Raw genomic sequence first — 21,208 nt, forward strand, 5'->3', positions numbered from 1 at the left:
CACCCCGCACGAAGCCCTCACCCACCACCAACAACCCACAACAGCCGCCTAACCAACACCCCCGCAACTGTCCACAATCCTTGACACAGCCCAGGGACCACGGTGCGGTCGAACTGAGCGGCAGCCGCGTGCGGAAGGGTGGGTGGGGCGCCCGGCGTAGCACGCGACGACAGGAGCGCGCGGAGCAGGGCGCGTGGGGCTTTCCCGGTTAGAGGTTGAGTAGGTTGCGGAGGGTGGTGCCGGTTTGGGGCCAGGTCCAGGATTGGCGGACCCAGTCTCGGCCGGCGGTGCCCATGGCTTGGGCTTGGGCGGGGTTGGTGAGGAGTTCGGCGATGCGCACGCCGACGGGGACGGGGTTGTACGGGTCGACCAGGTAGCCGGTCTTGCCGTGGATGACGGTGTCGGGGGCGCCGCCGGAGTCGCCGACGACGACTGGCTTTCCGGTGGCGGATGCTTCCAGGGTGACGATGCCGAGGGCCTCCGGCTCGAGGCCGAAACGCCGGGTCCGGCATGGCATCGCGAAGACGTCCGCGGCGTCGACGTACGGCGGGATGTCCGCCCACGGCACGGCTCCGGTGAACACCACCGACGACCGCACCCCGACCGATGCCGCCAACCCCTCGAGCCGCTCGCGGTCAGGACCGCCGCCGACCAGCAGCAGGATCGCGGACGGTACGGCGGCCAGGACCCGCGGCCACGCCCGGATCAAGGTGTCCTGCCCTTTGCGCGGAATCAACCGCGACACACACGCCACGATCGGGACACCTTCAAGACCGAGCCCTTTACGGACCTGCTCTCCCCCGCAATCCGGGAAGAACCGGTCCGTGTCGACCCCGGGCGTCAGCCGCCGCATCCGCCGTACGGCGTCCGCCGACAACGCCGGCGCGATTCGGTCCGCGCACCACGTCGACACGGTGGTCATCGCGTCCGCCGCGTCACCGATCCGCCGCAGCGCCTGTCGAGCACCCGGTACGCCGGCCCACCACGTCTCATGCCCGTGTGTCATCGCGACGATCCGCCGCGCCCCGGCCCGTCGCAGCGCCGGCCCCATCAGCCCGAGCGGTGCGGCCGCGCCGAACAGCACCCGGTCCGCGTCGTACTCGCGCATCAGCCGGACGGCGTTCTTCGTGATCCGGGCCGTCGGCAACAACGTCGTCTTCCGGTCCCGCACCACCGGGAACGGCAGGCCGGCGTCGTGCGCCGTGTCGCCGGGCTCATGTGAGGTGTAGACGACAAGCTCGGGAAGCTCGTCGCACAAGGACCGGACGAACGTCTCGATCCCACCCTGCCGCGGCGGGAAGTCGTTGGTGACGACAAGGACCGTCATCGAGACACCAGAGGCGGGACCGGTGTTCCGTACTCGGTCGCCCAGGCGCGGCCCATCGCGATCCGTTCCGGCGCGGTCGGGTGCGTGGCGAACATCCAGTACCGCCAGCGTGCCGGATCCAGCCCGGAGATGTTCGTCACGGCCAGGTCGTGCTGCATCGCGACGAAGTCCCTCGGGTCGTTCGTCAGCTGCAGCGAGTGGTAGTCGGCGCGGGCCTCGATCTTCCGGCTGACCAGGTTCTGCACCGGCGAGGCGAGCGTCGTACCAGCGACGATCAAGGCCAGCAGCAGCGCCGTCCGCCGCGGGTCGGCCATCTTTGCCCCGAGCAACAACCCCAGTAGGGTCACCGCGAACGCAGCACCCAGGACGCCGATCAGCGTGCCATGCAGTACGTCGTCCTCCGCCGCGTGACCCAGCTCATGCGCGACCACGAGCCGGACCTGCGCAGGCGGCACATCCTTCAGCAGCGTGTCGTAAACCACCAGCCGACGGGTCGATCCGAACCCGGAAACGTAAGCATTCAAGGCGGTTGTCCGCCTCGACGCGTCAGCGACCAGCACGTCCTTGACCGGCACTCCGTCGTCCGCGGCGAGCTTCAGGAAGTCTTCACGGAGCGGTCCGGCCGGCATCGAGGTGAACTGGTTGAACCGTGGCTCGACCAGCACCGGATAGGCGAACGACACGCCGAGGACGAGGATCGCGCTGACGATTGCCGCTGGCAACCACCATCCGCGGCGCCAGCGCCTGGCGAGGCCGATGAGGACCAGAGCTACGACCGCGAGCGCGAGCGACGTGAGGAGCCAGTTGACGGCCCGGTCACGGGTCCACAGCGCCCAACTCTGCACCGACAGGCCGTACTTCCGGGTGACTCGCTCGGCCATCACGTCCGTCGGCACCGTGACGACGCTGGTGAGGAGTACGAGCCCGAAGACGAGCACTGGTACGGCGAAGTACCACCGGCGGATCCGGATGGCGTCGTACAGCCGCCGGCCGAGCGGGCTGAAGCCGATCGCGAGCGGGACCAGCACCGACAGCACCCAGGAGGTCGTTGACCACGGCAACAACTCGTGGCGGAACGCGTTCTGGCGGGCGATCTCCGCCGCGGTGAAGTCGAGCGTCGCGTCCGGTGTGGGCAGGTCGATCAGGTGCCAGGGCGTGGTGACGACAATCGTCAGGACCAGCGCCACTGCGAGGATGGCGGCGGCCGCACGTGGTGCCCAGCGCGCGGCCGGCTCAGGCACCGGCGAGCCTCTTCAGGTACTGCTGCCACTCGGCGACGAACTCGGCCTCGGTCATCCCCAGCACCGACTTGAACGCGTCGGTCAGACCGGTGGGGCTCTTCGACGTGTGCACGGCCCGGTAGAACTTGACCAGCTTCGCCTGTCCCTCCCGCTCGGCGATCAACCGGCAGGCGAGCCAGGCCGACTCGTAAGCCTGCGGCAGCTCGGTCGCCGAGGCGGCGAACGCCTCCGGCGCGGGCAGCGAGGCCGGCACCTTCCCGGCCCGGACCGCCTTGAACAGCTCCTTCGCCGCCGACTCGTCCTGCACGGGTACGGCGGTGAACGCGACGTAGTCGGCGAATCCCTCGGCCAGCCACAACGGCACCGGCGAGGCGGTCGCGGTCGACGCGACGTGGGTGGTCTCGTGCGTCAGCACGATCTTGCGGCCCTGTTTGCCGAGCTCGACGAACAGCTTCGGGTTCGCCACGATCCGGACCGGAGCGCCGGCCTGCGGAGTGTCCAGCTCGGCCATCGTGACCGCGGCGATCTGGGTGTAGGTGTTCGGCTGGGCACCGAGGATGTACTCCATCTGCGCCTGTTTGGCCGGCAGGTAGACGATCACCTTCTGCCGCCAGCCCTTGCCCCACACCTTGGTGACCGACTCGACCGCGCGATCCGCGACCGGGACATAGCTCTTCGCGTCCGACTCCGAGTCGAGGCTGATCACCAGGCTGTGCTCGCCCTTGGCCACGTCGATCGGGCCGAGCGCCCAGATCGGCCGCCGCTGACCGGCCACGAACCGCTCCGAGAACGAGGCGGCGTACGTCGTTCCGTCCCGGGTGACGAACGTGACCGGGAGGGTCTCGCGGGCCGGCTTGGCGTCGAACCCGGCGAGCTGCCAGGAGACCTCGACCTGGGCCAGCCACGACTGACTGCCACCGAGCTCGGCCTGCCGGTCCGGGGTGAGCGCGCCGGTGTCGTCGCTCACGTAGCGCAACTGGAAGCTGTCGATCGGCAGGGTGCTCAGGTTCGCGAAGATCGTCCGCGCGCTGGCCCGGAACTCGGTGGCCTTCGGGTCGATGGTGTCCAGGAACTCGGTGCGCTTGTCGCTCTCGACCGCGTCGGCCATCTTCTGCAGGACGGCTTCTCCGGCGACGGCACGGCGTACCCCTTCGGCGGCGTCGTCCGGAGTCGAGGAGGTCAGCGGTGAGTGCGTGCCGGGCGCGTTCGGGTCGGCGGGCGCGTTGGCGATCTGCTGGAGTCCGGCGTACCCGGCTCCGGCGACGAGGCAGACGGCCAGGCCGAGCGCGACCTTCTTGGCGATCGGGGCGAACGACGGCGGCAACTCACGGCCACTCAGCTTGAACCACGTGCTCGACGGAGGCTGACCGGACCGTTCCGATCGGTCACCACCCGGCTGCGATCGGTCACCGGCTGGTGGGACCACCGGGAGCGGCACCGTATCGCCCTGTTCGTCGATCACCTCGGCCCCTCGCTGCTCACCTGCCCCAGTCAGGCGGGACACTACGTGCCACCTCCGACATTACGGCACCCGGACGAACGTGAAACGACTCGGCTCCGGGGATGGATCCCCGGAGCCGATGAGTATGTCAAGGTCGCAGGTCAGCCCGGGCGGACGGCGCCGTTGTAGGGCATCTCGTCCAGCGGGGCGATCTGGACCGACTTGCCCGGGCGGGGGGCGTGCACGATCCGGCCGTTACCGATGTACATCGCGACGTGGCTGGTCGGGCTGTAGTAGAACACCAGGTCACCGGGCATCAGCTGGTCCTTGCTGACCCGGCGGCCCGAGCTCTGCTGGGCGCTCGACGAGTGCGGCAGCGAGACACCGGCCTTGCCCCAGGCGTACATCATCAGGCCGGAGCAGTCGTAGGAGCTGGGACCGTCGGCGCCCCAGACGTACGGGTCACCGAGCTGGGACAGCGCGGCCTGCACCGCCGTCGCCGCGCGGCCGCTGGCCGGCACCGGCAGGTCGTCCATCCGGTCGCCGTCGCGCGACGGGCGCTGGCTGCGTGCCTTCTCGGCCTCGTCGGCGTTCTCCTGCTCGATCCGCTTGCGCTCGGCGTCGCTGAGCTTGTCGAGCACCTTCTGGGCGGCGTCGAGGTTGGCCTGGAGCTGCTTCTTCAGCGCGTCCTGCTGCGACTGCACGGCCTGCAGCGCGGTCAGCTCGGTCTGCTCACTGGTCTGCAGGTCGGTCAGCTTGCCCTGCGCCTGCTGGTAGCGGCGCAGCGCCGAGTCCTGCTGGCCGGCGAAAGCCTGGGCGGTGGAGGCCTGGCTGAGGAACTGGTCCGGGTCGGGCGACAGCAGCAACTGGGCCGTCGTCGACATCCCGGAGGTCTGGTACCCGGCGACCGCGAGGGATCCGATCTGCCGCTTCACCGTGTCCACCTGGGCCTGCTGCTTGGCGATCGCGGCCTTGAAGGAGTTCACCCGGGCGGTCGAGGCGCTGATCTGCCCGCGCAGCGCGTTCGCCGCCTCACCGGCCACCTCGGCCTTGTGCTGCAGATCGGCGACCTGCGTCTTCGCCTGGGCCAGGGTGGGCTTCGGATCAGCGTCCGCCGCTCCCTGGATGAAGATCACGCCCGCGACGACGGCGGTGCTGGTGATGGCGGCGAGGGCGATTCCCTTGGTGCGGTTGATGCGTCCGGTGGACACAGCCCGGTCGGTCCCTTCCTCTGCTCGCGCCGTCCCCGTCAACCGCGCCGGCTGTGGATGTCTCACCCACGGGTGCCGGCCGGTTACTCCCTCGGCTTGCCGTTGCCCGGTCGGCCTGATCGACCGACGCCCTGAGGCAACGAGACGTAACAGTAGTGACCGTTTCGTGACCAGTGCAATTCGCCCCTCGGGTTTGATCCAAAATTAACGAAGGATCATCCCGACCCAACGGCCGTTTCGCCTTCCTCGTCGAGGGTTTCGACAACAGTGTCCGGATCGACACTGCTGACAGCGTGCACGAGGCGCAACGGTGGAACGAGACCGGACCCGGCCAGCGCGTCCAGGGCGGCCTTCTCGTCGTCGTCGATCCGCAAGCTGCCGGACCGTTCGGCGGACAGGCCGAGCACCACCGTGACCACACAGTCCTGGCAGCCCGGACCCCTCATCACACATGCGTCGCAGTCGATCAGCACAACGTCCTCCAAAGTGGGGAAGCACCCGGACTTGCACCCGGCTGAAAAGGACGCTAGAGAAGGCCGCCGACAATTTCTGTTGTCAGGCGCGGGCTATGCGTGAGATGAGGCTGCTGGCGGAGAGCGCGCGAGCACCCAGCTTGATGATGCTCTCGGCAACCTCGCGGTCGGTGGAGACCACGACAACCGGGCGCCCGGGCGGCTCGGCACGGACAAGTTGCCGGATCACCTCGTCGGCGATCACACCGGCGGGACTGAAGCGCACGCGGACGCCACGCGGTGGATTCAGTTGCACCGGGCCAGAAAGCTCCGCGCCGTCGAAGACGACGGTCACTTCGATCCGGCGTTGCGCGACCAGCGCACCCAAGGCAGTCACCAACCGCTGACGCTGCGAGTGCAGCGGCGAGTTCGGCCAGGCGGTCTTCGTCACGTTGTAGCCGTCGATGATCAGATGCACCTGCGGCAACGACAACAACTCGTCGAACAACGCCGGGTCGTCCTCAGGCGCCGTACGCCCGATCGGCGCGGCGTCCGGCTCCGTCCCAGCCACTGTGTCGGCCGGCCGGAGCTCTCCCCCGGGTGGCAGCGCCAGCTCACGCCGCAGCCCACTCGCTGCCTCGAGCAACGTGTCCAGCAACAGTCGCGTCCGCGTCGACGCGAGCTCGCGTTCCTGTCCCGCCGTCCGGCGTGCCGCGTGTTCGACCGCTTCCAGTTCGGTGATGCGGGCGCGGAGTTTGCGCAGCTCACGGTCCACTTCGGTCCGCGCGGCGTCGACCCGTTCGTCGGCGGTCTCGGCCTGGGTCGTCTGGTGCTCGAGCTCGCTCTGCAGACCGCTGATCCGCTGCCGCGCCTCGTTCAGCTTGCGGCGGAGCGTGACGTTCTCGGCCTTGAGCTCGTTGACCTGTTCGCGGAGCCGTTCGCGGACCTGTCGGGTCTCGGTCCGGGCCTGGTCGAGCTGGTCGGCGAGTCGGTTGACGGCCTCCTCGTCGGCGTGCGACGTCTCGACCGGCACTTGCGCGGCCGCGGCGACGTGCTGCTCCCAGTCGTCCGGGCGGAGGAGGTAGGCGAGCGCCGCGACCTCGACCGGATCCGCGGTCGGGACCGGGATGCCCTCGGCCACGGCGTCGCCGAGCTCCGGGTGCTCACGGCGTACCTGGAAGGCGGTCAGCCGGCGGAAGTGGTCGTCGGTCTCGAGGATCGGACCGAGCACGGACGCCGAGAGTTTCGCGCGCTTGGCCGGCGCGAAGCTGGCGAAACGGCGCAACGGAGCCGGGATGTCGGACGCGGGAAGCTGGCCGAGGGCATGCGCGGCGAGGGTGAGGACCCGTTGCCGGACCGGTTCGGGCAAAGTCGTAGCGGCGGAGCTCGCGGCGGTGCCTGCCTCAGTCACCGGTCCGCAGTCCGGCCGGAACGATGGCCTGGCAGCGGGAACCGCTGGGCCAGTGATGCAGACCACAACGCCCCGGCTCTCCGGCCGGTTTCGCGGTGATCGCCTGTGTACGCATACAGAGAGCGTAGTCGACTCCCTCGCGTGTCACCTGCGGAATTGTCGGTGGCGGCTCTTAGCGTCGTTGCCATGACCAGCCCCGTGCGCGCGCCGGCTCCGGAATCGCCGATGCCCATCCGCGGCGTCCAGCCGAGTTTCGACGACCTGGGTACGCCGCTGCGCGACGTCACGTTCTGCGTCGTCGACCTGGAGACCACGGGCGGCGCACCGGGCGAATCCGGGATCACCGAGATCGGCGCGGTCAAGGTCCGCGGCGGGGAGGTGGTCGGCGAGTTCCAGACCCTGGTGAACCCGTCGGACCCGATCCCGCCGTTCATCGCCGTACTGACCGGCATCACCAACCTGATGGTTGCCTCGTCACCCCGGATCGAGTCCGTGCTGCCCGCCTTCCTGGAGTTCGCCCACGGCTGCGTGATGGTCGCGCACAACGCGCCGTTCGACATGGGGTTCCTGAAGCACGAGAGCCTCGTGCACGGGTACGACTGGCCCGACTTCGCGGTCGTCGACACCGCCCTGCTGGCGCGCCGGGTGATCACCCCGGACGAGGCGCCGAACTGCAAACTCGGCACGCTGGCCAAGCTCTTCCGGACCAGGACGACGCCGAACCACCGGGCCCTGTCCGATGCGCGGGCGACGGTCGACGTACTGCACGGACTGTTCGAGCGCGTCGGCTCGCTGGGCGTGCAGACGCTCGAGGATCTGCAGACGTTCTCGTCCCGGGTCGCGCCGGCCGTGCGCGCGAAGCGGCACCTGGCCGAAACGTTGCCGCACGCACCGGGTGTGTACCTGTTCACCGACGACCGCGGCGAGGTGCTGTACGTCGGGAAGTCGAAGGATCTCCGGACCCGGGTCCGCTCGTACTTCACCGCCTCCGAGACCCGCAACCGGATCGGCGAGATGGTCGGCATCGCGACCGGCGTCCGCGGGATCGAGTGCGGGACGTCACTCGAGGCGGAGGTCCGCGAGCTGCGGCTGATCGCGGAGCACAAGCCGCGGTACAACCGGCGCTCGAAGTTCCCGGAGCGGCAACACTGGCTGAAGGTCACCGTCGAACCGTTTCCGCGGTTGTCGCTGGTCAAACAGGTGCGCGACGACGACGCCGGCTACCTCGGCCCGTTCAGCTCGCGGAAAACGGCCGAGCGGGCGATGGCCGCGCTGCACGAGGCGTTCCCGATCCGGCAGTGCACCGCGCGGATGTCGCGGCACCCGCAGTTGTCGCCGTGCGTGCTGGCCGAGATGGGCCGCTGCGTGGCCCCCTGCGACGGGCGGATCTCCGCGGATTCGTACGGCGAGTTCGTGACCGCGCTGCGGACGGCGCTGACCGTGGACCCGACGCCCGTGGTCGAGGCGCTGGACCGGCGGATCGACGTACTGTCCGCCGACGAGCGGTTCGAGGACGCCGCCGTCCACCGGGACCGGTTGAGTGCGTTCGTGCGGAGCTCGGCGCGGATGCAGCGGATGGCGTCGGTCACCGGTTGCGCCGAGATCTGCGCGGCCCGGCGGACCGACGACGGCGGCTGGGAGCTGCACGTGATCCGTCGCGGCCGGCTCGCCGCGGCGGGGATCAGCCCGCGTGGGACGGATCCGCGGGGGTATCTGGCCATGCTCCGCGCGTCGGCCGAGACGGTGCTGCCGGGGATCGGCCCGGTCGCCGCGGCCTCGCCGGAGGAGATCGAGCTGGTCCTGCGCTGGCTCGACCAGCCCGGCATCCGCCTGGTCGAGATGGACGGCACCTGGACCTGCCCGGTCGGCGGCGCCGGCCGCCACCTCACCCGCCTCGACAACGCCCACTCCGACGTCCACCACCACCCGACCGAGCGCCGTCGTCATCTGCGCCCGCTCGGGCCGGCCAGGGTCGGTTAGGCCTCGATGAACTGGTAGTCGCTGCGGATCCGGCCGTCGGGCGCGAGCAGCAGCAGGTCGATGCCGACGGCAAGTACCTCTCCCCCGCCGGCGGGCACCATCGCCCAGCGGAGTTTCACCATGTCGTGCGAGGTTGCGACCTCGCCGTGCCGGCGGAACTCGAACTGCCCCGGTGCCACGAACTCGTCGTACGCCCGAGTCACCCGCTTGACCAGCGCCTGGTGCCCGCGGGCCTCCAGCGTGGCCGTGATGCCGATCTCCTTGGCCCGCTTGACGATCTCCTCCGGGGGCTGGAGCAGATGTCTGCCGTCCTCGGTCCACAGCTCCTGGATCGCCTGGCGCCGGGTGTCCGGGTCGGGCTGGTTCCACACTGCGACGTACCGATCGGCCAGTTCCTGCGCGTCGGACAAGGCGTTCTCCTTCGGTCCGGGCGACCCGTTGCCGCCCTGCCTCAGCAGCTTGCCGAGTACGCCGTACCCCGGACAATTCCCTGCTGGGTATGGACTGTCGGTGCGATGCGCTAGACCTGAGACATGCTGACCTCTCGATCTGATCTGTCCGCGGGACTGCGGCAGTGGCGGACCCGTCGCCGGGTCAGCCAGCTGGAGCTCGCCATCCGGGCGGGCACGACGCAGCGGCACGTGAGTTTCATCGAGAGCGGCCGATCGACCCCCGGCCGGGAGATGGTCATCCGGCTCGCCGAGTCGCTCCAGGTCCCGCTTCGCGATCGCAACGCGCTGCTGTTGGCGGGCGGGTATGCGCCGGCGTACGACGAGACGCCGTACGACGGACCGGGTCTCGGCGCGATCCGGACGGCGCTGACCGCGATCCTCGACGGCCATCGCCCGTACCCGGCGGTCGTCGTCGATCGGCGCGGTGATCTGGTGCTCGCCAACGGCAGCTTCCATGCCTTGATGGCCGGTGTGTCGGAGCGGCTGCTGACGCCGCCGGTCAACGTTCCCCGGCTGCTGCTCGACCCCGCCGGGCTGGCTCCGCGGATCGTCAACCTGGATCAGTGGGCGTGGCATGTGATCGACGCGCTCACCCGGGAGGCCGCGCTGAATCCGGATGCCGAGGCGGACGCGTTGATCGAGGAGCTGATCGCGGTGGTGCCGCCACGGCCGCCGACCGGGCCGGATCACCTCGGCTTCGCCGTACCGCTGCGGCTCCGGTCGGAGCTGGGCGAGCTGCGGCTGATCACAACGCTGACCCGGTTCGGTACGGCGATCGACGTGACGGTCTCGGAGTTGCGGATGGAGGCGTTCCTGCCCGCGGACGAACCGACGGCGACGGCGCTGCGGGAGCTCGACCACACTATGCTTCAGCGGGTTGGGGTGTGAGTTCGAGGAGAGGACGGCATGGTCACCGCGATCGTGTTCATCAAGGCCGACGTCGCACGGATCCCGGAGGTCGCCGAACAGGTGGCCGCGATCGAGGGCGTCAGTGAGGTGTACTCCGTCACCGGCGGGCTCGACCTGATCGCGATGGTCCGGGTCGCCCACCACGACGACCTCGCCACCGTCATCCCCGACCACGTGAACCGGGTGCCCGGCGTACTCAGCACCGAGACGCACATCGCGTTCCGCGCGTACTCGTCGCACGACCTGGAAGCCGCCTTCAGCCTCGGCCAGGAGGACGGTGTCTGAGGGCTGGGCGAGCACGGCCGGACTGACACGCGCTGAAGTTACGGTGAACGCATGAGCAACCCTCCCGAAGGCTGGTACCCGGATCCCACGGGCCAGCCCGACACCATCCGCTGGTGGAACGGGAAGCAATGGACCAACCGAACCCAACCCGCCGAGCCTGAGCCTCGCTCACTCGCGGAGACGTGGTCCAGCACAGACACCGAACCGGCCACGCCCGCGCAGCCCGAGACAGCACGCCCCACCGCCGTCCCCGCCTCCGACGGCGCGGAGGAGCAATCAGGTTGGTGGCGGCCAGCGACGTTGGCCGACGCCGATCCGCAGTCCGGCGAATCGACCCAGGCGGCCGACGGTCCACGCCTGTCCGCGGTCACCCCGGCCAACGACGCCGAGGAGCCAACCGACGCGGATGAGCGCACCGCTTTCGAGCGCGCCCGCGCCACCTGGGACGCCCCGGTCATCGCCCCGGCCCCACCAGAACACTGGTCCCAACGCGAGATCTCGGACGACGAACTCGAAGACCCCCTCAACGAGCCGCTCGCCGAATCCGCCGCTACCCCGGCGCCGACGACGACCACCGGCTGGACCCTGAAGCTCGCCCCAGTCCCCGACGACCCCGACGACGCACCGGCCGACTCAGCAACCTCCAAGGCCAGCACCACCGCAGCCGCCGCTGGCACCGCCGCGCAGCAGACGCAAGCCTGGTCGGACGTGAGCTGGACCGAGGCACCGACCGTGGCGCCGACACCGCGCCCCGACCCTCCGCCCGCCGACACCGACGAGCCCACCCAAGTACAGCCCGCCTGGGGCAGACAGTCGGAGTCCGCCACCCCGACCTGGGGCGCAGAGTCCGAGCCGACCCAGCCAGCCTGGGGCACCCAGTCCGAGCCCACCCAGCCAGCCTGGAGCGCCCAGTCCGAGCAGAACCAGGCCCAGCCCACGTGGGACACACAGCCCGAGCAGGACCAGGCGCAGACCCAGCCGACGTGGGGTACGCAGCCCGAGTCGGACCAGACGCAGACCCAACCGATGTGGGGAGCTCGGACCGAGCAGGGGCCGGTCCAGCCGGCGTGGGGTGCGCAGTCTGGGGAGGAGCAGCAGGCGTGGGGTGCCGAGGCGAGCGGGTGGGACGCGCAGGTGGCTCAGGGCTCTGGCGCGCGGCAGGCCAACGGGCAGTCCGACCAGGGACCGGGCCGGGGTGTTCAGCAGACTGCTGGCAACTCGGACCAGGGCCAAGGGTGGGGTGCCGAGGCCGGGCAAGAGCCGAGCTGGGGTGTGCAGAAGCAGACTGGTGACGACGCCGGCCAGGGCCAGCCGTGGGGCGGGCAGAGCTGGCCTCTGCAGCAGGGCGGCGGGAACGACGCTGGACAGGCAACCGGATGGGGGCCTGAGCAGACCGGCACCGACCCGTGGCAGGCAACTGGAGCCAACGGCGCCGGCCCGCAGACCGGAGACAACGCCGCCTGGGCCACCGCCGAGCAGCAAGCCGAAGGCAACGGCTGGCAGGCCGGCGCACAGCAGTCCGGCCCGTGGGACCAGCAAACGACCGCCGACAACCAGGGCGCCGGGCAACAATCCGCCCCGTGGGACCAGCACGTGACTGCCGAGAACCAGGGCGGCGGACCGTGGGGCCAAACGGCCGGCGACAACCAAGGCGCCGGGCAACAATCCGCCCCGCGGGACCAGCAGGCGACTGCCGAGAACCAGGGCGGCGGACCGTGGGGCCAAACGGCCGGCGACAACCAAGGCGCCGGGCAACAACCCGCCCCGCGGGACCAGCACGTGACTGCCGAGAACCAGGGCGGCGGACCGTGGGGCCAAACGGCCGGCGAGAATCAAGGCGCTGGGCAACAGTCCGCGTCGTGGGACCAGCAGGTGACCCAGGGCGGTGGGCAATCGTCCGCGTCGTGGGGTCAGCAGGTGGCTGGCGACGGCCAGGGGGGCGGGCAAGACGGCGGACCGTGGGGCCAGCAAACGGCTACAGACAACCAGGGCGGCGGGCAACAGACCTCGCCGTGGGGCCAGCCGACCTCTGGTAGCGGGCAGGGCGGTGGGCAAGACGCTGGACCGTGGGGCCAGCAGACCGGCGCCGAGGACCAGGGTGCCGGACAACAGGCGGGCCCGTGGGGTCAGCAGGCGGCTGGTGAGAACCAGGGTGGGGGGCCGCAGACGGCTGCTGAGGCTTGGGGTAGTGCTGGGCAGCAGGCCGGCGAGGCGTGGGGTTCGGGGCAGCAAAGTGCCGGTGAGGCTTGGGGTGCGGGGCAGGCCGGTAGTGGTGGTGAGCAGAGCTGGGGCGGAGGGCAGCAGACCGCCACGCAGGCTTGGGGCGAGCAAGGTGCCGAGGCCTGGGGTGGCGGGGCGCAGCAGGAGGTTGGGGGGAAGCGGGAGAAGAAGGGGAAGGGAGCTGGAGGCGGCGGCGGGCCTTCTGGGGCGAAGATGCCGTTGATGATCGGGGGTGGGATCGCGCTGGTGATGTTGGTGGCGGCAGCGGTCTTCCTGATCGTCAATCCGGGTGCCGACAAGAAGGCGGATCCGCAGCCGACCGGGACGCCGACGGCGACCGGCAGTCAGGCGACCAACGAGCCGACGGGCCAGAGCAGTACCAAGCCAGGACAGTCGAAGAACCCGAAGCTGCACGAGGGCGCCCGCATCTCGTCGGACGCGATCTCGTTCCCCCGCCGTACCGCGCCGTGGTCGGACCGGAAGCGGCTGGTCCCGCAACTGCTCAACTCGAGCGGGCAGTACATCCTGCTGCAGGAGAAGTTCGACGGGAAGAACGACTGGTACGCCGACATCTTCGTCGGCGCGCTCGGCACCGGCTCGGGGTTCAACGGCGACCCGAAGGCGACGGCCGCGGCGCTGTCGATCCAGCTGCGGTCGAACATGTACGGCGACATCCCGGTGACGTTCAAGACGATCGCCAACGGCGCGGTGAAGCGGTCGGACAAGTCGGGCTGGTTCTTCCAGCAGTCGGTGACCGCGAAGTCGGCCAAGGTGACCGCCCGAGTGCTTACCCTGACGGTGGCCGTTTTCGACCTCGGTGACGGCACCGCAGTCGCGTACATCAGCGACATCCCCACCACCCGGCCGGATCTGAGGACGGCCGAGAGTCAGGCCTACAAGGGAATCAACGTTGGCTGAGAACGAAGACCACACCCCACCCCCGCCCCGGCCCCCCGCCCGGCACAGCGCCCCACCCCCCGGCGGCCCCAACCCGCAATACCCCGACCACCCACAGCAACCCCACCCCGCGCAACAGCCGGCCACTTCGCCGTCCTCCGAGCAGGGCGGTCAACCGCAGGGACCGGAGCAGGGTGGTCGCCGACCGGCACCCGAGCACGGCGTCACACCGCAGGCACCCGAGCAAGGTGGTCGCCCACCGGCACCCGAGCACGGCGGCCAACCGCAAGCTGCTGGGCACGGTGGTCCACCGCAGGCGCACGACAGTCGCGCACAGGCACCCGCGCACGGCGGTCCCGCACAGGCACCGGAGTACGTCGGCCAGCCGCAGGTACCTGGGCTAGATGGTCGGCCGCAAGCGCTCGCGCACGGTGGTCTGGCACAGGTGGCTGAGCAGGGCGGGCAGCCGCAGGCATCCGGGGAAGGTGGTCGGCCGCAGGCGCCCGCGCACGCTGGTCGGGCAGAGGTGGCTGAGCAGGGTGGGCAGCCGCAGGTGTCCGCGGGTGGTGGGCGTGGGCAGGGGCCTGGGTACGGCGGTTCCGCGCAGGCTTATCCGCCTAGCCCGGCGGGTGGTTCGGCTGATGCGTTGTTCGGGCAGTCGCCTGCACCGGCGCCGCCGCCACCACCTACGCCGGCGCACTCGGCTGGATCACAGCAGCCACAGGCCGGCATGCCGTACGCCGGACAACAGCCGGGTCAGCCGACTCAGCAGCAGCCCAGTCAGCCGCAACATCAGCAGCAGCCCGCTCAACAAGCTCCGGCGGCGCCACAGCACTCGGCGCCCCGCGCGAACCAGCAGGCCGGCTGGCAGCAGCCTGGACCCCAGCAGCCACCGGCACAGCAGGGTCAGCAGATGTGGGGGCCGCAGCAGCTTCGGCCGCAGCAGGGCGGTCCACAGGGCGCCCAGCATCACCCTGGCCAACCGCAAGGCGGTCAGCAGCCTAGTGGGCAGCTCAGTGGCCAGCAGCCCGGTGCCCAGCAGTTCGCTTCGCAGCAGCAGGCGGGGCAGCAGATGTGGGGTGTGCAGCAACCAGCTGCCTCCCAGCCACAGCCGTCACACCCGCCTCAGCCCCAGCACGGCCTGCCGGGGGGCGGGCAGCAGGTGCAGGGCGGACCGCAGGCGCAGCACGTGCCGCAGGGGCAGCACGCCCTGCCACAGCAGGGGCCGCAGTCGTTCGGGGCGGCGCAGTCAGCGCCCTACGGGCAGCAGGCGGCCGGGGCAGGGCAGTCAGGGCCCTACGGACAGCAGGCGGCCGGGGCAGGGCAGTCGGCGCCCCACGGGCAGCAGGCGGTCGGGGCCGCGCAGTCGGCGCCCTACGGGCAGCAGGCGGGCGGGGCGGGGCAGTCGGGGCTGTATGGGCAGCAGGGGGCTCGGCCGGGGCAGGCTGCCGGGCAGGCGGCGTATGGGCAGGTGGGGGCTGGGCAGCGGTTGCCGTCTGGCGCGGGGGGCGCGGGTGGCGGGAAGCCGCCGATGGAGGCTGGGGCCAAGGCGCGGTTGATTGGTGCGCTGGTGTTGGTGATTGCGGCGTTGGCGACGACCGGATTGAGTGTGGGGTGGATCTGGACGAAGGCGGACGCGGTGACGCCGGTGGCGCTGCCGTCGGGGAATCAGGCGCCGATCGAGACCGTGAGTCCGTCGGTGAAGCCGTCGGAGACGCCGACGCCGGTGGGCAAGGTGCTCGGCACCGAGATGGTTGCTGCTAACAACGACACGATGCCGATCATGAGTTCGGCCTGGACGAACTACTCCGACGAGACCGGGCTGGTCGGCGGGGCCGCGATCTGGTTCACGGTGCATGACAACTACAACGGCAAGGGCGCCAAGTGGGGCAACGTCACCTCGTTCGGCCAGCTGGCTCCCGACATCGCGTACAAGAACACCGCGGCCGGGCTGAAGGAGGCCGCGGTGCAGGCGGGTTCGCGGGCGATCATCGCGCTGTACAGCAAGGACGTGAAGGTCCTGCCGGGGACCACCCACAAGGCGATCACTGTCGGCGGTCACGTCGGCCATGAGCTGGTCGCCAAGGTCGCGGTGAATCAGCCGGGCGTCAAGGAGACCTTCTCGACCGTGATGGTCGCGGTGATCGACCGCGGCGACGGCACCGCGGCCGTGTCGATCGCCGACATCGCCGGATCCACGCCGCTGTGGCAGAACGTCTGGCGCTTCAAGGTCAGCCAGATCAAGATCAACAAGTAACGCGCGAAGGGCCGGCGGAATCCGCCGGCCCTTTCAGCCTCGCACTTCGGCGCAAGCAGCGATCCACCGGTCGAGTGCTTCCTTCGCCGCACCCGAATCGATCGCCTCCGCCGCCCGGTCCATCCCGCTCCGGATCCGGCTCGTCACATCCCCCGGCTCCGGCTCGTACGCCGCCAGAGCCGCGCCGGCGTTCAGCAGTACGACGTCCCGCACCGCACCGGGCTCTCCGTCGACCAACGCCCGTACGACCTTCGCGTTGTACGCAGCGTCCGCACCCTTCAGCGCATCCGCGGACACCGGCTCGATCCCGAGCTCCCGGGGATCCACCGTGAACGGCCCGTCGACCGATCCGCCGCCGACAGTCCACACCTTCGACGTCGTCCGGGTGGTCAGCTCGTCGAGCCCGTCATCACCATGGAAGACCAGCGCATCGATCCCACGCCGCGCAAGCACTCCCGCGATCAGTCCGGCGATCCGCTCGTCCGCGACGCCGACGGCCTGCGCCGACGGATCGCCCGGGTTCGCCAGCGGTCCGAGCAGGTTGAACGTCGTCGGTACGCCGAGCTCACGCCGAGGCACCGCGGCGTGCCGAAGAGCCGGGTGGAACGCGGACGCGAAGCAGAACGTGATCCCGACCCGCTCCCCCACCTCGGCGACCTGCGCCGCGGTGAGGTCGAGCGGAATGCCCAGCTCCTCGAGAACGTCGGCCGCACCGCAGGCCGACGAGGCCGCACGGTTGCCGTGCTTGACCACCTTCGCGCCGGCCCCGGCGGCGACGATCGCCGACATCGTGCTGATGTTCACGGTGTGGGCTTGGTCACCACCGGTCCCGACCACGTCGAGCGTCCGGCCGGAGACCGAGACCTTGCCGGCGAAGTCGCGCATGGTCGCGACCAGGCCCTCGACCTCGGTCACCGTCTCGCCCTTGGCCCGCAGCGCGATCACGAAGCCGGCGAGCTGCGCCGGCGACGCGGCGCCGGACAGGATCTGCTCCATCGCCCACGCGGTGGCGGCGGCCTCCAGGTCCTCACGCCGCAGCAGCGGATTGAGCACCTGCGGCCAGGTGTAGGCGGCCATGGGGCGTCAGGCGGTGGTGGCGGGCAGCTTGGCCAGCCGCTGCCGGAGCAGGTCCGCGGTGACCTCGGCCAGCCGGATCGGGTCGAGCGGGTGCGAGACCGCGCCCTCGGCGCGCGACCAGGTCGCCAGCCAGGCATCCTGCGGACGGCCGGTCAGCACCAGCACCGGCGGGCACTGGAAGATCTCGTCCTTGAGCTGCCGCGCGATCCCCATGCCACCGGCCGGGACGGCCTCGCCGTCCAGGATGGCCAGGTCGATCCCGCCCTTGTCCATGGTCTTGATCACGGCCGGCTCGGTCGCGCACTCGACGTACTCGAGCTCGGGCAGATCGGCGGCCGGACGCTTGCCCAGGGCCAGCCGGACGGACTCCCGCGTCGTACGGTCGTCGCTGTAGACCAGCACCTTCAGCGGACGCTCTGAACTCATCGATCCATCCCAAGCTTGGTTCTAGGAAGACTGGACACCGCGAATGCTACCGGGGTGTCTGCCCGGCCCGGCGAGCCTGTTCCTCCAACCGGTCCAGCCGGCGGTCCTCCCGGCGGGCCTCGCGCTGGGACTCGCGCACCCATTGGACGAACAGGACGGCGAAGAACACCACGCCGACGAGGTCACCCGAGCCCCACAGCAGGCCGCCCGCGATGTACTGGTCGTGCAGCGGCGACGGCGGCCAGGACCGGCCGAAGCTGGTGTACCAGTCCTCGGCGATCAGCTTGTTCGCGGACATGATGGTGATGCCGAGGAACGCGTGGAACGGCAGTGTGAGGAAGATCAACATCAGCCGGAACGGATAGATCACGCGCCCCGGCACCGGGTCGATCCCGAGCAGCGGCCAGAAGAACAGCGAGCCGACCAGGATGAAGTGCAGGTGCAGCAGGTCGTGCAACACGGGCGAGTGCAGAGTGGCGACGTACCAGCCGCTGAAATAGAGCGCCCAGGGGCTCAGCACGAACAGTGTGAAGCCGACCAGCGGGAAGCAGAGCACCTTCGCGACCCGCGAATGCAATACGGAGAGCAACCATTTCCGGGGACGCTGCGGAAGGGTCCGCAACGCCAGCGTGATCGGCGCGCCGAGCGCCAGCATCAACGGCGTCAGCATCGACAGGATCATGTGCTGGGCCATGTGCACGCTGAGCAGCACCGTGTCGTAGGTGCCCAGCGCCGACTGGGTCGCGATCACGGCACTTCCGAGCCCCACGCCGACGAACGAGAAGGTGCGGGCCCGGGACCATTTGTCACCCCGTTTGCGCAGCTTGTGGACGCCGTACAGATAGAGCCCGCCGAGGAGGACGATCACACCGAGTAACACCGGTTCGAGGGTCCAGCCCGTCAGCAACCGCAGCGGCGTGAACGGCTCGATCTGGTCGCCCGGCGTGGCGTGGAGGGGAAGCACGCTTCCACAGTAGAAACCATCAGTTGCCGACATGCACGGGGGTGGTCGTGGCGTTGAACAGCAGGACCGACATAATGACGGCGTGGCCACTGCAACCGCGCTCCCAGCGTCTCGTGAACACGGACACCACGACCGTCCCAGCATGGTCAGTGTCGGCACGATCGTCTGGCTTTCGAGCGAACTGATGTTCTTCGCCGCCCTCTTCGCGGCGTACTTCACGATCCGGTCGGTGACGACCGCTTCCGCCGCTGCCGGGACCGAGACTCTCTGGCAGACGTCGACCGAGATGCTGAACGTGCCGTTCGCTTCGGTGAACACGTTCATCCTGGTCGCGTCGTCGTTCACCTGCCAGGCCGGTGTGTTCGCCGCCGAGCACGGCAAGGTGGGCCGGAGCGGCGCGCTGGCGAACCCCCGGTCCTGGGGCATGCGTGAGTGGTTCATCCTCACGTACGTGATGGGCGCGGTGTTCATCGCCGGCCAGGTGACCGAGTACGCCAAGCTGGTCCACGAGGGCCTGACGATCTCGTCGTCGCCGTACGGATCGGTCTTCTACCTGACCACCGGGTTCCACGGTCTGCACGTGACCGGCGGTCTCATCGCTTTCGTGTTCGTCCTGGCCAGGACGTACATGGCTCGTAAGTTCACCCACGAACAGGCCGTCTCGGCGATCGTCGTGTCCTACTACTGGCACTTCGTCGACGTGGTCTGGATCGCCCTGTTCGCGACCATCTACCTGCTCAAATGAGTGAGAAGAGACTTTCCTTGTCACCGGCGCGCTTCCTCTCCGCACGTCGACGGCACCGGTCAGCCGGCCTCGTCGTGCTCCTGTTCGGCCTCCTGGCAGTGGGTTCGGCGTACGCCGCCTTCGCCCCTGACAACGCGGTCGCGGACAACTCGGCCCAGTCCCAGCAGATCGAGGAGGGCAAGAAGCTCTTCGCGGTCGGCTGTTCCAGCTGCCACGGCCTGAACGCCGAGGGCGGCGGGAACGGCGAGGGCAAGATGGCCGGCCCGTCGCTGATCGGCGTCGGCGCGGCCGCGGTCGACTTCCAGGTCGGCACCGGCCGGATGCCCGCGATGCAGCCGGGTGCGCAGATCCCGCGCAAGACGCCGGCGTACACGCAGGAGGAGATCGAGGCCCTGGCGGCGTACGTCGCCTCGCTGGCCCCCGGCCCGGCCGTCCCGGCGCAGGAGTCGTACGACGTGAGCAAGGCCACCGACGAGCAGGTCACCCGCGGTGGCGAGCTGTTCCGGACGAACTGCACGGCCTGCCACAACTTCGCCGGCCGCGGTGGCGCCCTGCCGAACGGCAAGTACGCGCCGTCGCTGATGGGTGTGAGTGAGAAGCACATCTACGAAGCGATGCTGACCGGCCCGCAGCAGATGCCGGTCTTCTCCGACCAGGTCATGCAGCCGGAGGACAAGCGCGACATCATCGCCTACCTGAAGGCGTTGCAGACGCAGAAGGACCCGGGTGGCTTCGGCCTCGGCCGGCTCGGCCCGGTCTCCGAAGGTCTGTGGGGCTGGCTGGTCGGTATCGGCCTGCTGGTGTGTGTTGCAGTGTGGATCGGCGCCAAGGGCGTCAAGGCCAAGGGAGCGAAGGCCGAATGAGTGACGACAAGCTTCCCGTCGTGAAGGCGGAAGAGGAGCACGGTCAGGTACAGGTGGCGGAGCCGATCCCGGACCCGGGTATCGAGCCGCACGAGTACCGGATCACCGACATCGACCCGAAGGCCGCCGACCGCGTCGAGCGCCAGGTGGCGACGATGTTCACCCTGGCCGGCCTGCTCGCGCTCGGGTCCTGCGTGGCGTACTTCGCCATCCCGCGGGAGTCCGTGCTCGAGTTCGGCCCGCTGTCCGGCAACGCCAACAACATGGTGATCGGCCTGTGCCTCGGGCTGGCGCTGTTCCTGATCGGCGCCGGCGCGATCCAGTGGGCCAAGAAGCTGATGGTCGACGAGGAGATCTCCGAGGACCGGCACGACGCGCACTCCACGCCCGAGCAGATCGCCGACATCACCGACGCGTTCCAGCAGGGTGTGGCGGAGTCCGGCTTCACCCGGCGCAAGCTGATCCGCCGCTCGCTGATCGGCGCGATGGCCCTGCTCGGTCTGCCGACCATCGTGCTGCTGCGTGACCTCGGTCCGCTGCCCGGCCGCACCCTGTACAACACCATCTGGGCCAAGGGCATCCGGGTCGTCAACGACGTCACCGACCGGCCGATCAAGCCGTCCGACATGGTGATCGGCCAACTGGTGAACGCGGCGCCGGCCAACCTGGCGCCGCTGCAGGAGGAGAGCCCGGTCGCGTACCAGAACGCCAAGGCGAAGTCCGCGGTGATCGTGGTCCGGATCAAGCCCAGCGAGATCCGCACCAAGCCCGGGCGGGAGAACTGGGGTGTCGACGGCATCCTGTGCTACTCCAAGATCTGCACCCACGTCGGCTGCCCGATCTCGTTGTACGAGCAGACCACCCACCACGTGCTCTGCCCGTGCCACCAGTCGACCTTCGACCTGGCCGACGGCGCCAAGGTCGTCTTCGGCCCCGCGGCCCGTCCGCTGCCTCAGCTACCCTTGGCGGTGGACAGCGAGGGTTACCTGGTCGCACAAAGCGGCTTCACCGAGCCGGTCGGCCCGAGCTTCTGGGAACGAGGGTGACACC

19 protein-coding genes are annotated in these 21,208 nt (G+C 69.9%); 8 read left to right on the plus strand and 11 right to left on the minus strand.

The annotated features are described in order from the left end of the window. Positions 1-208: 208 nt before the first annotated feature. From ACZ6O0_RS32390 to ACZ6O0_RS32415, 6 genes are all read right to left on the minus strand, one after another. Positions 209-1,327: a glycosyltransferase family 4 protein gene (locus ACZ6O0_RS32390; protein WP_465768818.1), complete on the minus strand. Its 1,119-nt coding sequence runs from the start codon at positions 1,325-1,327 to the stop codon at positions 209-211. Beyond that, positions 1,324-2,568, minus strand: coding sequence for a M48 family metallopeptidase (locus tag ACZ6O0_RS32395; RefSeq protein ID WP_465768819.1), 1,245 nt, complete (start codon positions 2,566-2,568; stop codon positions 1,324-1,326). The genes ACZ6O0_RS32390 and ACZ6O0_RS32395 overlap by 4 nt, the downstream gene beginning before the upstream one ends. Continuing rightward, complete coding sequence (locus tag ACZ6O0_RS32400) at positions 2,561-4,030, minus strand: hypothetical protein (protein WP_465768820.1); 1,470 nt, start codon at positions 4,028-4,030, stop codon at positions 2,561-2,563. Before ACZ6O0_RS32400 ends, ACZ6O0_RS32395 begins: the two co-directional genes overlap by 8 nt. Before the next feature lie 140 nt (positions 4,031-4,170). Further along, a complete protein-coding gene (locus ACZ6O0_RS32405; RefSeq protein WP_465768821.1) occupies positions 4,171-5,220 on the minus strand; it encodes a C40 family peptidase in 1,050 nt (349 codons plus the stop codon). A 215-nt stretch (positions 5,221-5,435) separates the two neighbouring features. Beyond that, positions 5,436-5,666 (minus strand): hypothetical protein, encoded by a 231-nt coding sequence (locus ACZ6O0_RS32410; protein ID WP_465768822.1) that lies wholly within the window; start codon positions 5,664-5,666, stop codon positions 5,436-5,438. A gap of 109 nt (positions 5,667-5,775) precedes the next feature. Continuing rightward, a complete protein-coding gene (locus tag ACZ6O0_RS32415; protein ID WP_465768823.1) occupies positions 5,776-7,083 on the minus strand; it encodes an NYN domain-containing protein in 1,308 nt (435 codons plus the stop codon). A 186-nt stretch (positions 7,084-7,269) separates the two neighbouring features. On the opposite strand from ACZ6O0_RS32415, the gene ACZ6O0_RS32420 reads away from it, so the two are divergent. Continuing rightward, positions 7,270-9,063, plus strand: a complete 1,794-nt coding sequence (locus ACZ6O0_RS32420; protein WP_465768824.1) for a DEDD exonuclease domain-containing protein — start codon at positions 7,270-7,272, stop codon at positions 9,061-9,063. Here ACZ6O0_RS32420 and ACZ6O0_RS32425 read toward each other — a convergent pair. Next, positions 9,060-9,473: a hypothetical protein gene (locus ACZ6O0_RS32425; RefSeq protein WP_465768825.1), complete on the minus strand. Its 414-nt coding sequence runs from the start codon at positions 9,471-9,473 to the stop codon at positions 9,060-9,062. The two genes, ACZ6O0_RS32420 and ACZ6O0_RS32425, sit on opposite strands and share 4 nt — an antisense overlap. A 123-nt stretch (positions 9,474-9,596) precedes the next feature. Between ACZ6O0_RS32425 and ACZ6O0_RS32430 the strand changes: the two genes are divergently transcribed. Genes ACZ6O0_RS32430 through ACZ6O0_RS32440 form a run of 3 tightly spaced genes read left to right on the plus strand, consistent with a single transcriptional unit; the run spans position 9,597 to position 13,847 of the window. Further along, positions 9,597-10,403 (plus strand): helix-turn-helix domain-containing protein, encoded by an 807-nt coding sequence (locus ACZ6O0_RS32430; RefSeq protein WP_465768826.1) that lies wholly within the window; start codon positions 9,597-9,599, stop codon positions 10,401-10,403. 18 nt (positions 10,404-10,421) lie between these two features. Continuing rightward, positions 10,422-10,709: an Lrp/AsnC family transcriptional regulator gene (locus ACZ6O0_RS32435; protein ID WP_465768827.1), complete on the plus strand. Its 288-nt coding sequence runs from the start codon at positions 10,422-10,424 to the stop codon at positions 10,707-10,709. A gap of 51 nt (positions 10,710-10,760) precedes the next feature. Next, positions 10,761-13,847 carry a hypothetical protein gene (locus tag ACZ6O0_RS32440; RefSeq protein WP_465768828.1) on the plus strand — a complete coding sequence of 1,029 codons (3,087 nt, stop codon included), beginning with the start codon at positions 10,761-10,763 and terminating at the stop codon, positions 13,845-13,847. A gap of 688 nt (positions 13,848-14,535) precedes the next feature. Here ACZ6O0_RS32440 and ACZ6O0_RS32445 read toward each other — a convergent pair. After that, positions 14,536-14,916 carry a hypothetical protein gene (locus ACZ6O0_RS32445; RefSeq protein ID WP_465768829.1) on the minus strand — a complete coding sequence of 127 codons (381 nt, stop codon included), beginning with the start codon at positions 14,914-14,916 and terminating at the stop codon, positions 14,536-14,538. A 441-nt stretch (positions 14,917-15,357) separates the two neighbouring features. On the opposite strand from ACZ6O0_RS32445, the gene ACZ6O0_RS32450 reads away from it, so the two are divergent. After that, on the plus strand, positions 15,358-16,083 hold the full coding sequence (locus tag ACZ6O0_RS32450) for a hypothetical protein (protein WP_465768830.1): 726 nt from the start codon (positions 15,358-15,360) through the stop codon (positions 16,081-16,083). 33 nt (positions 16,084-16,116) lie between these two features. Here ACZ6O0_RS32450 and trpD read toward each other — a convergent pair whose 3' ends face one another. From trpD to ACZ6O0_RS32465, 3 genes are read right to left on the minus strand one after another with little or no spacing between them, the layout of a single operon-like run. Then, entirely contained in the window at positions 16,117-17,160 is a 1,044-nt protein-coding gene (gene trpD, locus ACZ6O0_RS32455; RefSeq protein ID WP_465768831.1) for an anthranilate phosphoribosyltransferase, read from the minus strand. Between the two features lie 6 nt (positions 17,161-17,166). Further along, positions 17,167-17,586, minus strand: coding sequence for an Rv3143 family two-component system response regulator (locus ACZ6O0_RS32460; protein ID WP_465768832.1), 420 nt, complete (start codon positions 17,584-17,586; stop codon positions 17,167-17,169). Between the two features lie 46 nt (positions 17,587-17,632). Further along, complete coding sequence (locus ACZ6O0_RS32465; protein WP_465768833.1) at positions 17,633-18,550, minus strand: cytochrome c oxidase assembly protein; 918 nt, start codon at positions 18,548-18,550, stop codon at positions 17,633-17,635. 31 nt (positions 18,551-18,581) lie between these two features. On the opposite strand from ACZ6O0_RS32465, the gene ctaE reads away from it, so the two are divergent. Genes ctaE through qcrA form a run of 3 tightly spaced genes read left to right on the plus strand, consistent with a single transcriptional unit; the run spans position 18,582 to position 21,204 of the window. Beyond that, entirely contained in the window at positions 18,582-19,295 is a 714-nt protein-coding gene (ctaE, locus tag ACZ6O0_RS32470; protein WP_465768834.1) for an aa3-type cytochrome oxidase subunit III, read from the plus strand. Continuing rightward, positions 19,292-20,158 carry a cytochrome bc1 complex diheme cytochrome c subunit gene (gene qcrC, locus ACZ6O0_RS32475; protein WP_465768835.1) on the plus strand — a complete coding sequence of 289 codons (867 nt, stop codon included), beginning with the start codon at positions 19,292-19,294 and terminating at the stop codon, positions 20,156-20,158. Before ctaE ends, qcrC begins: the two co-directional genes overlap by 4 nt. Then, positions 20,155-21,204: a cytochrome bc1 complex Rieske iron-sulfur subunit gene (qcrA, locus tag ACZ6O0_RS32480; RefSeq protein WP_465768836.1), complete on the plus strand. Its 1,050-nt coding sequence runs from the start codon at positions 20,155-20,157 to the stop codon at positions 21,202-21,204. The genes qcrC and qcrA overlap by 4 nt, the downstream gene beginning before the upstream one ends. Positions 21,205-21,208: the final 4 nt, after the last annotated feature.

The organism is Kribbella sp. NPDC048837 (assembly GCF_055586945.1).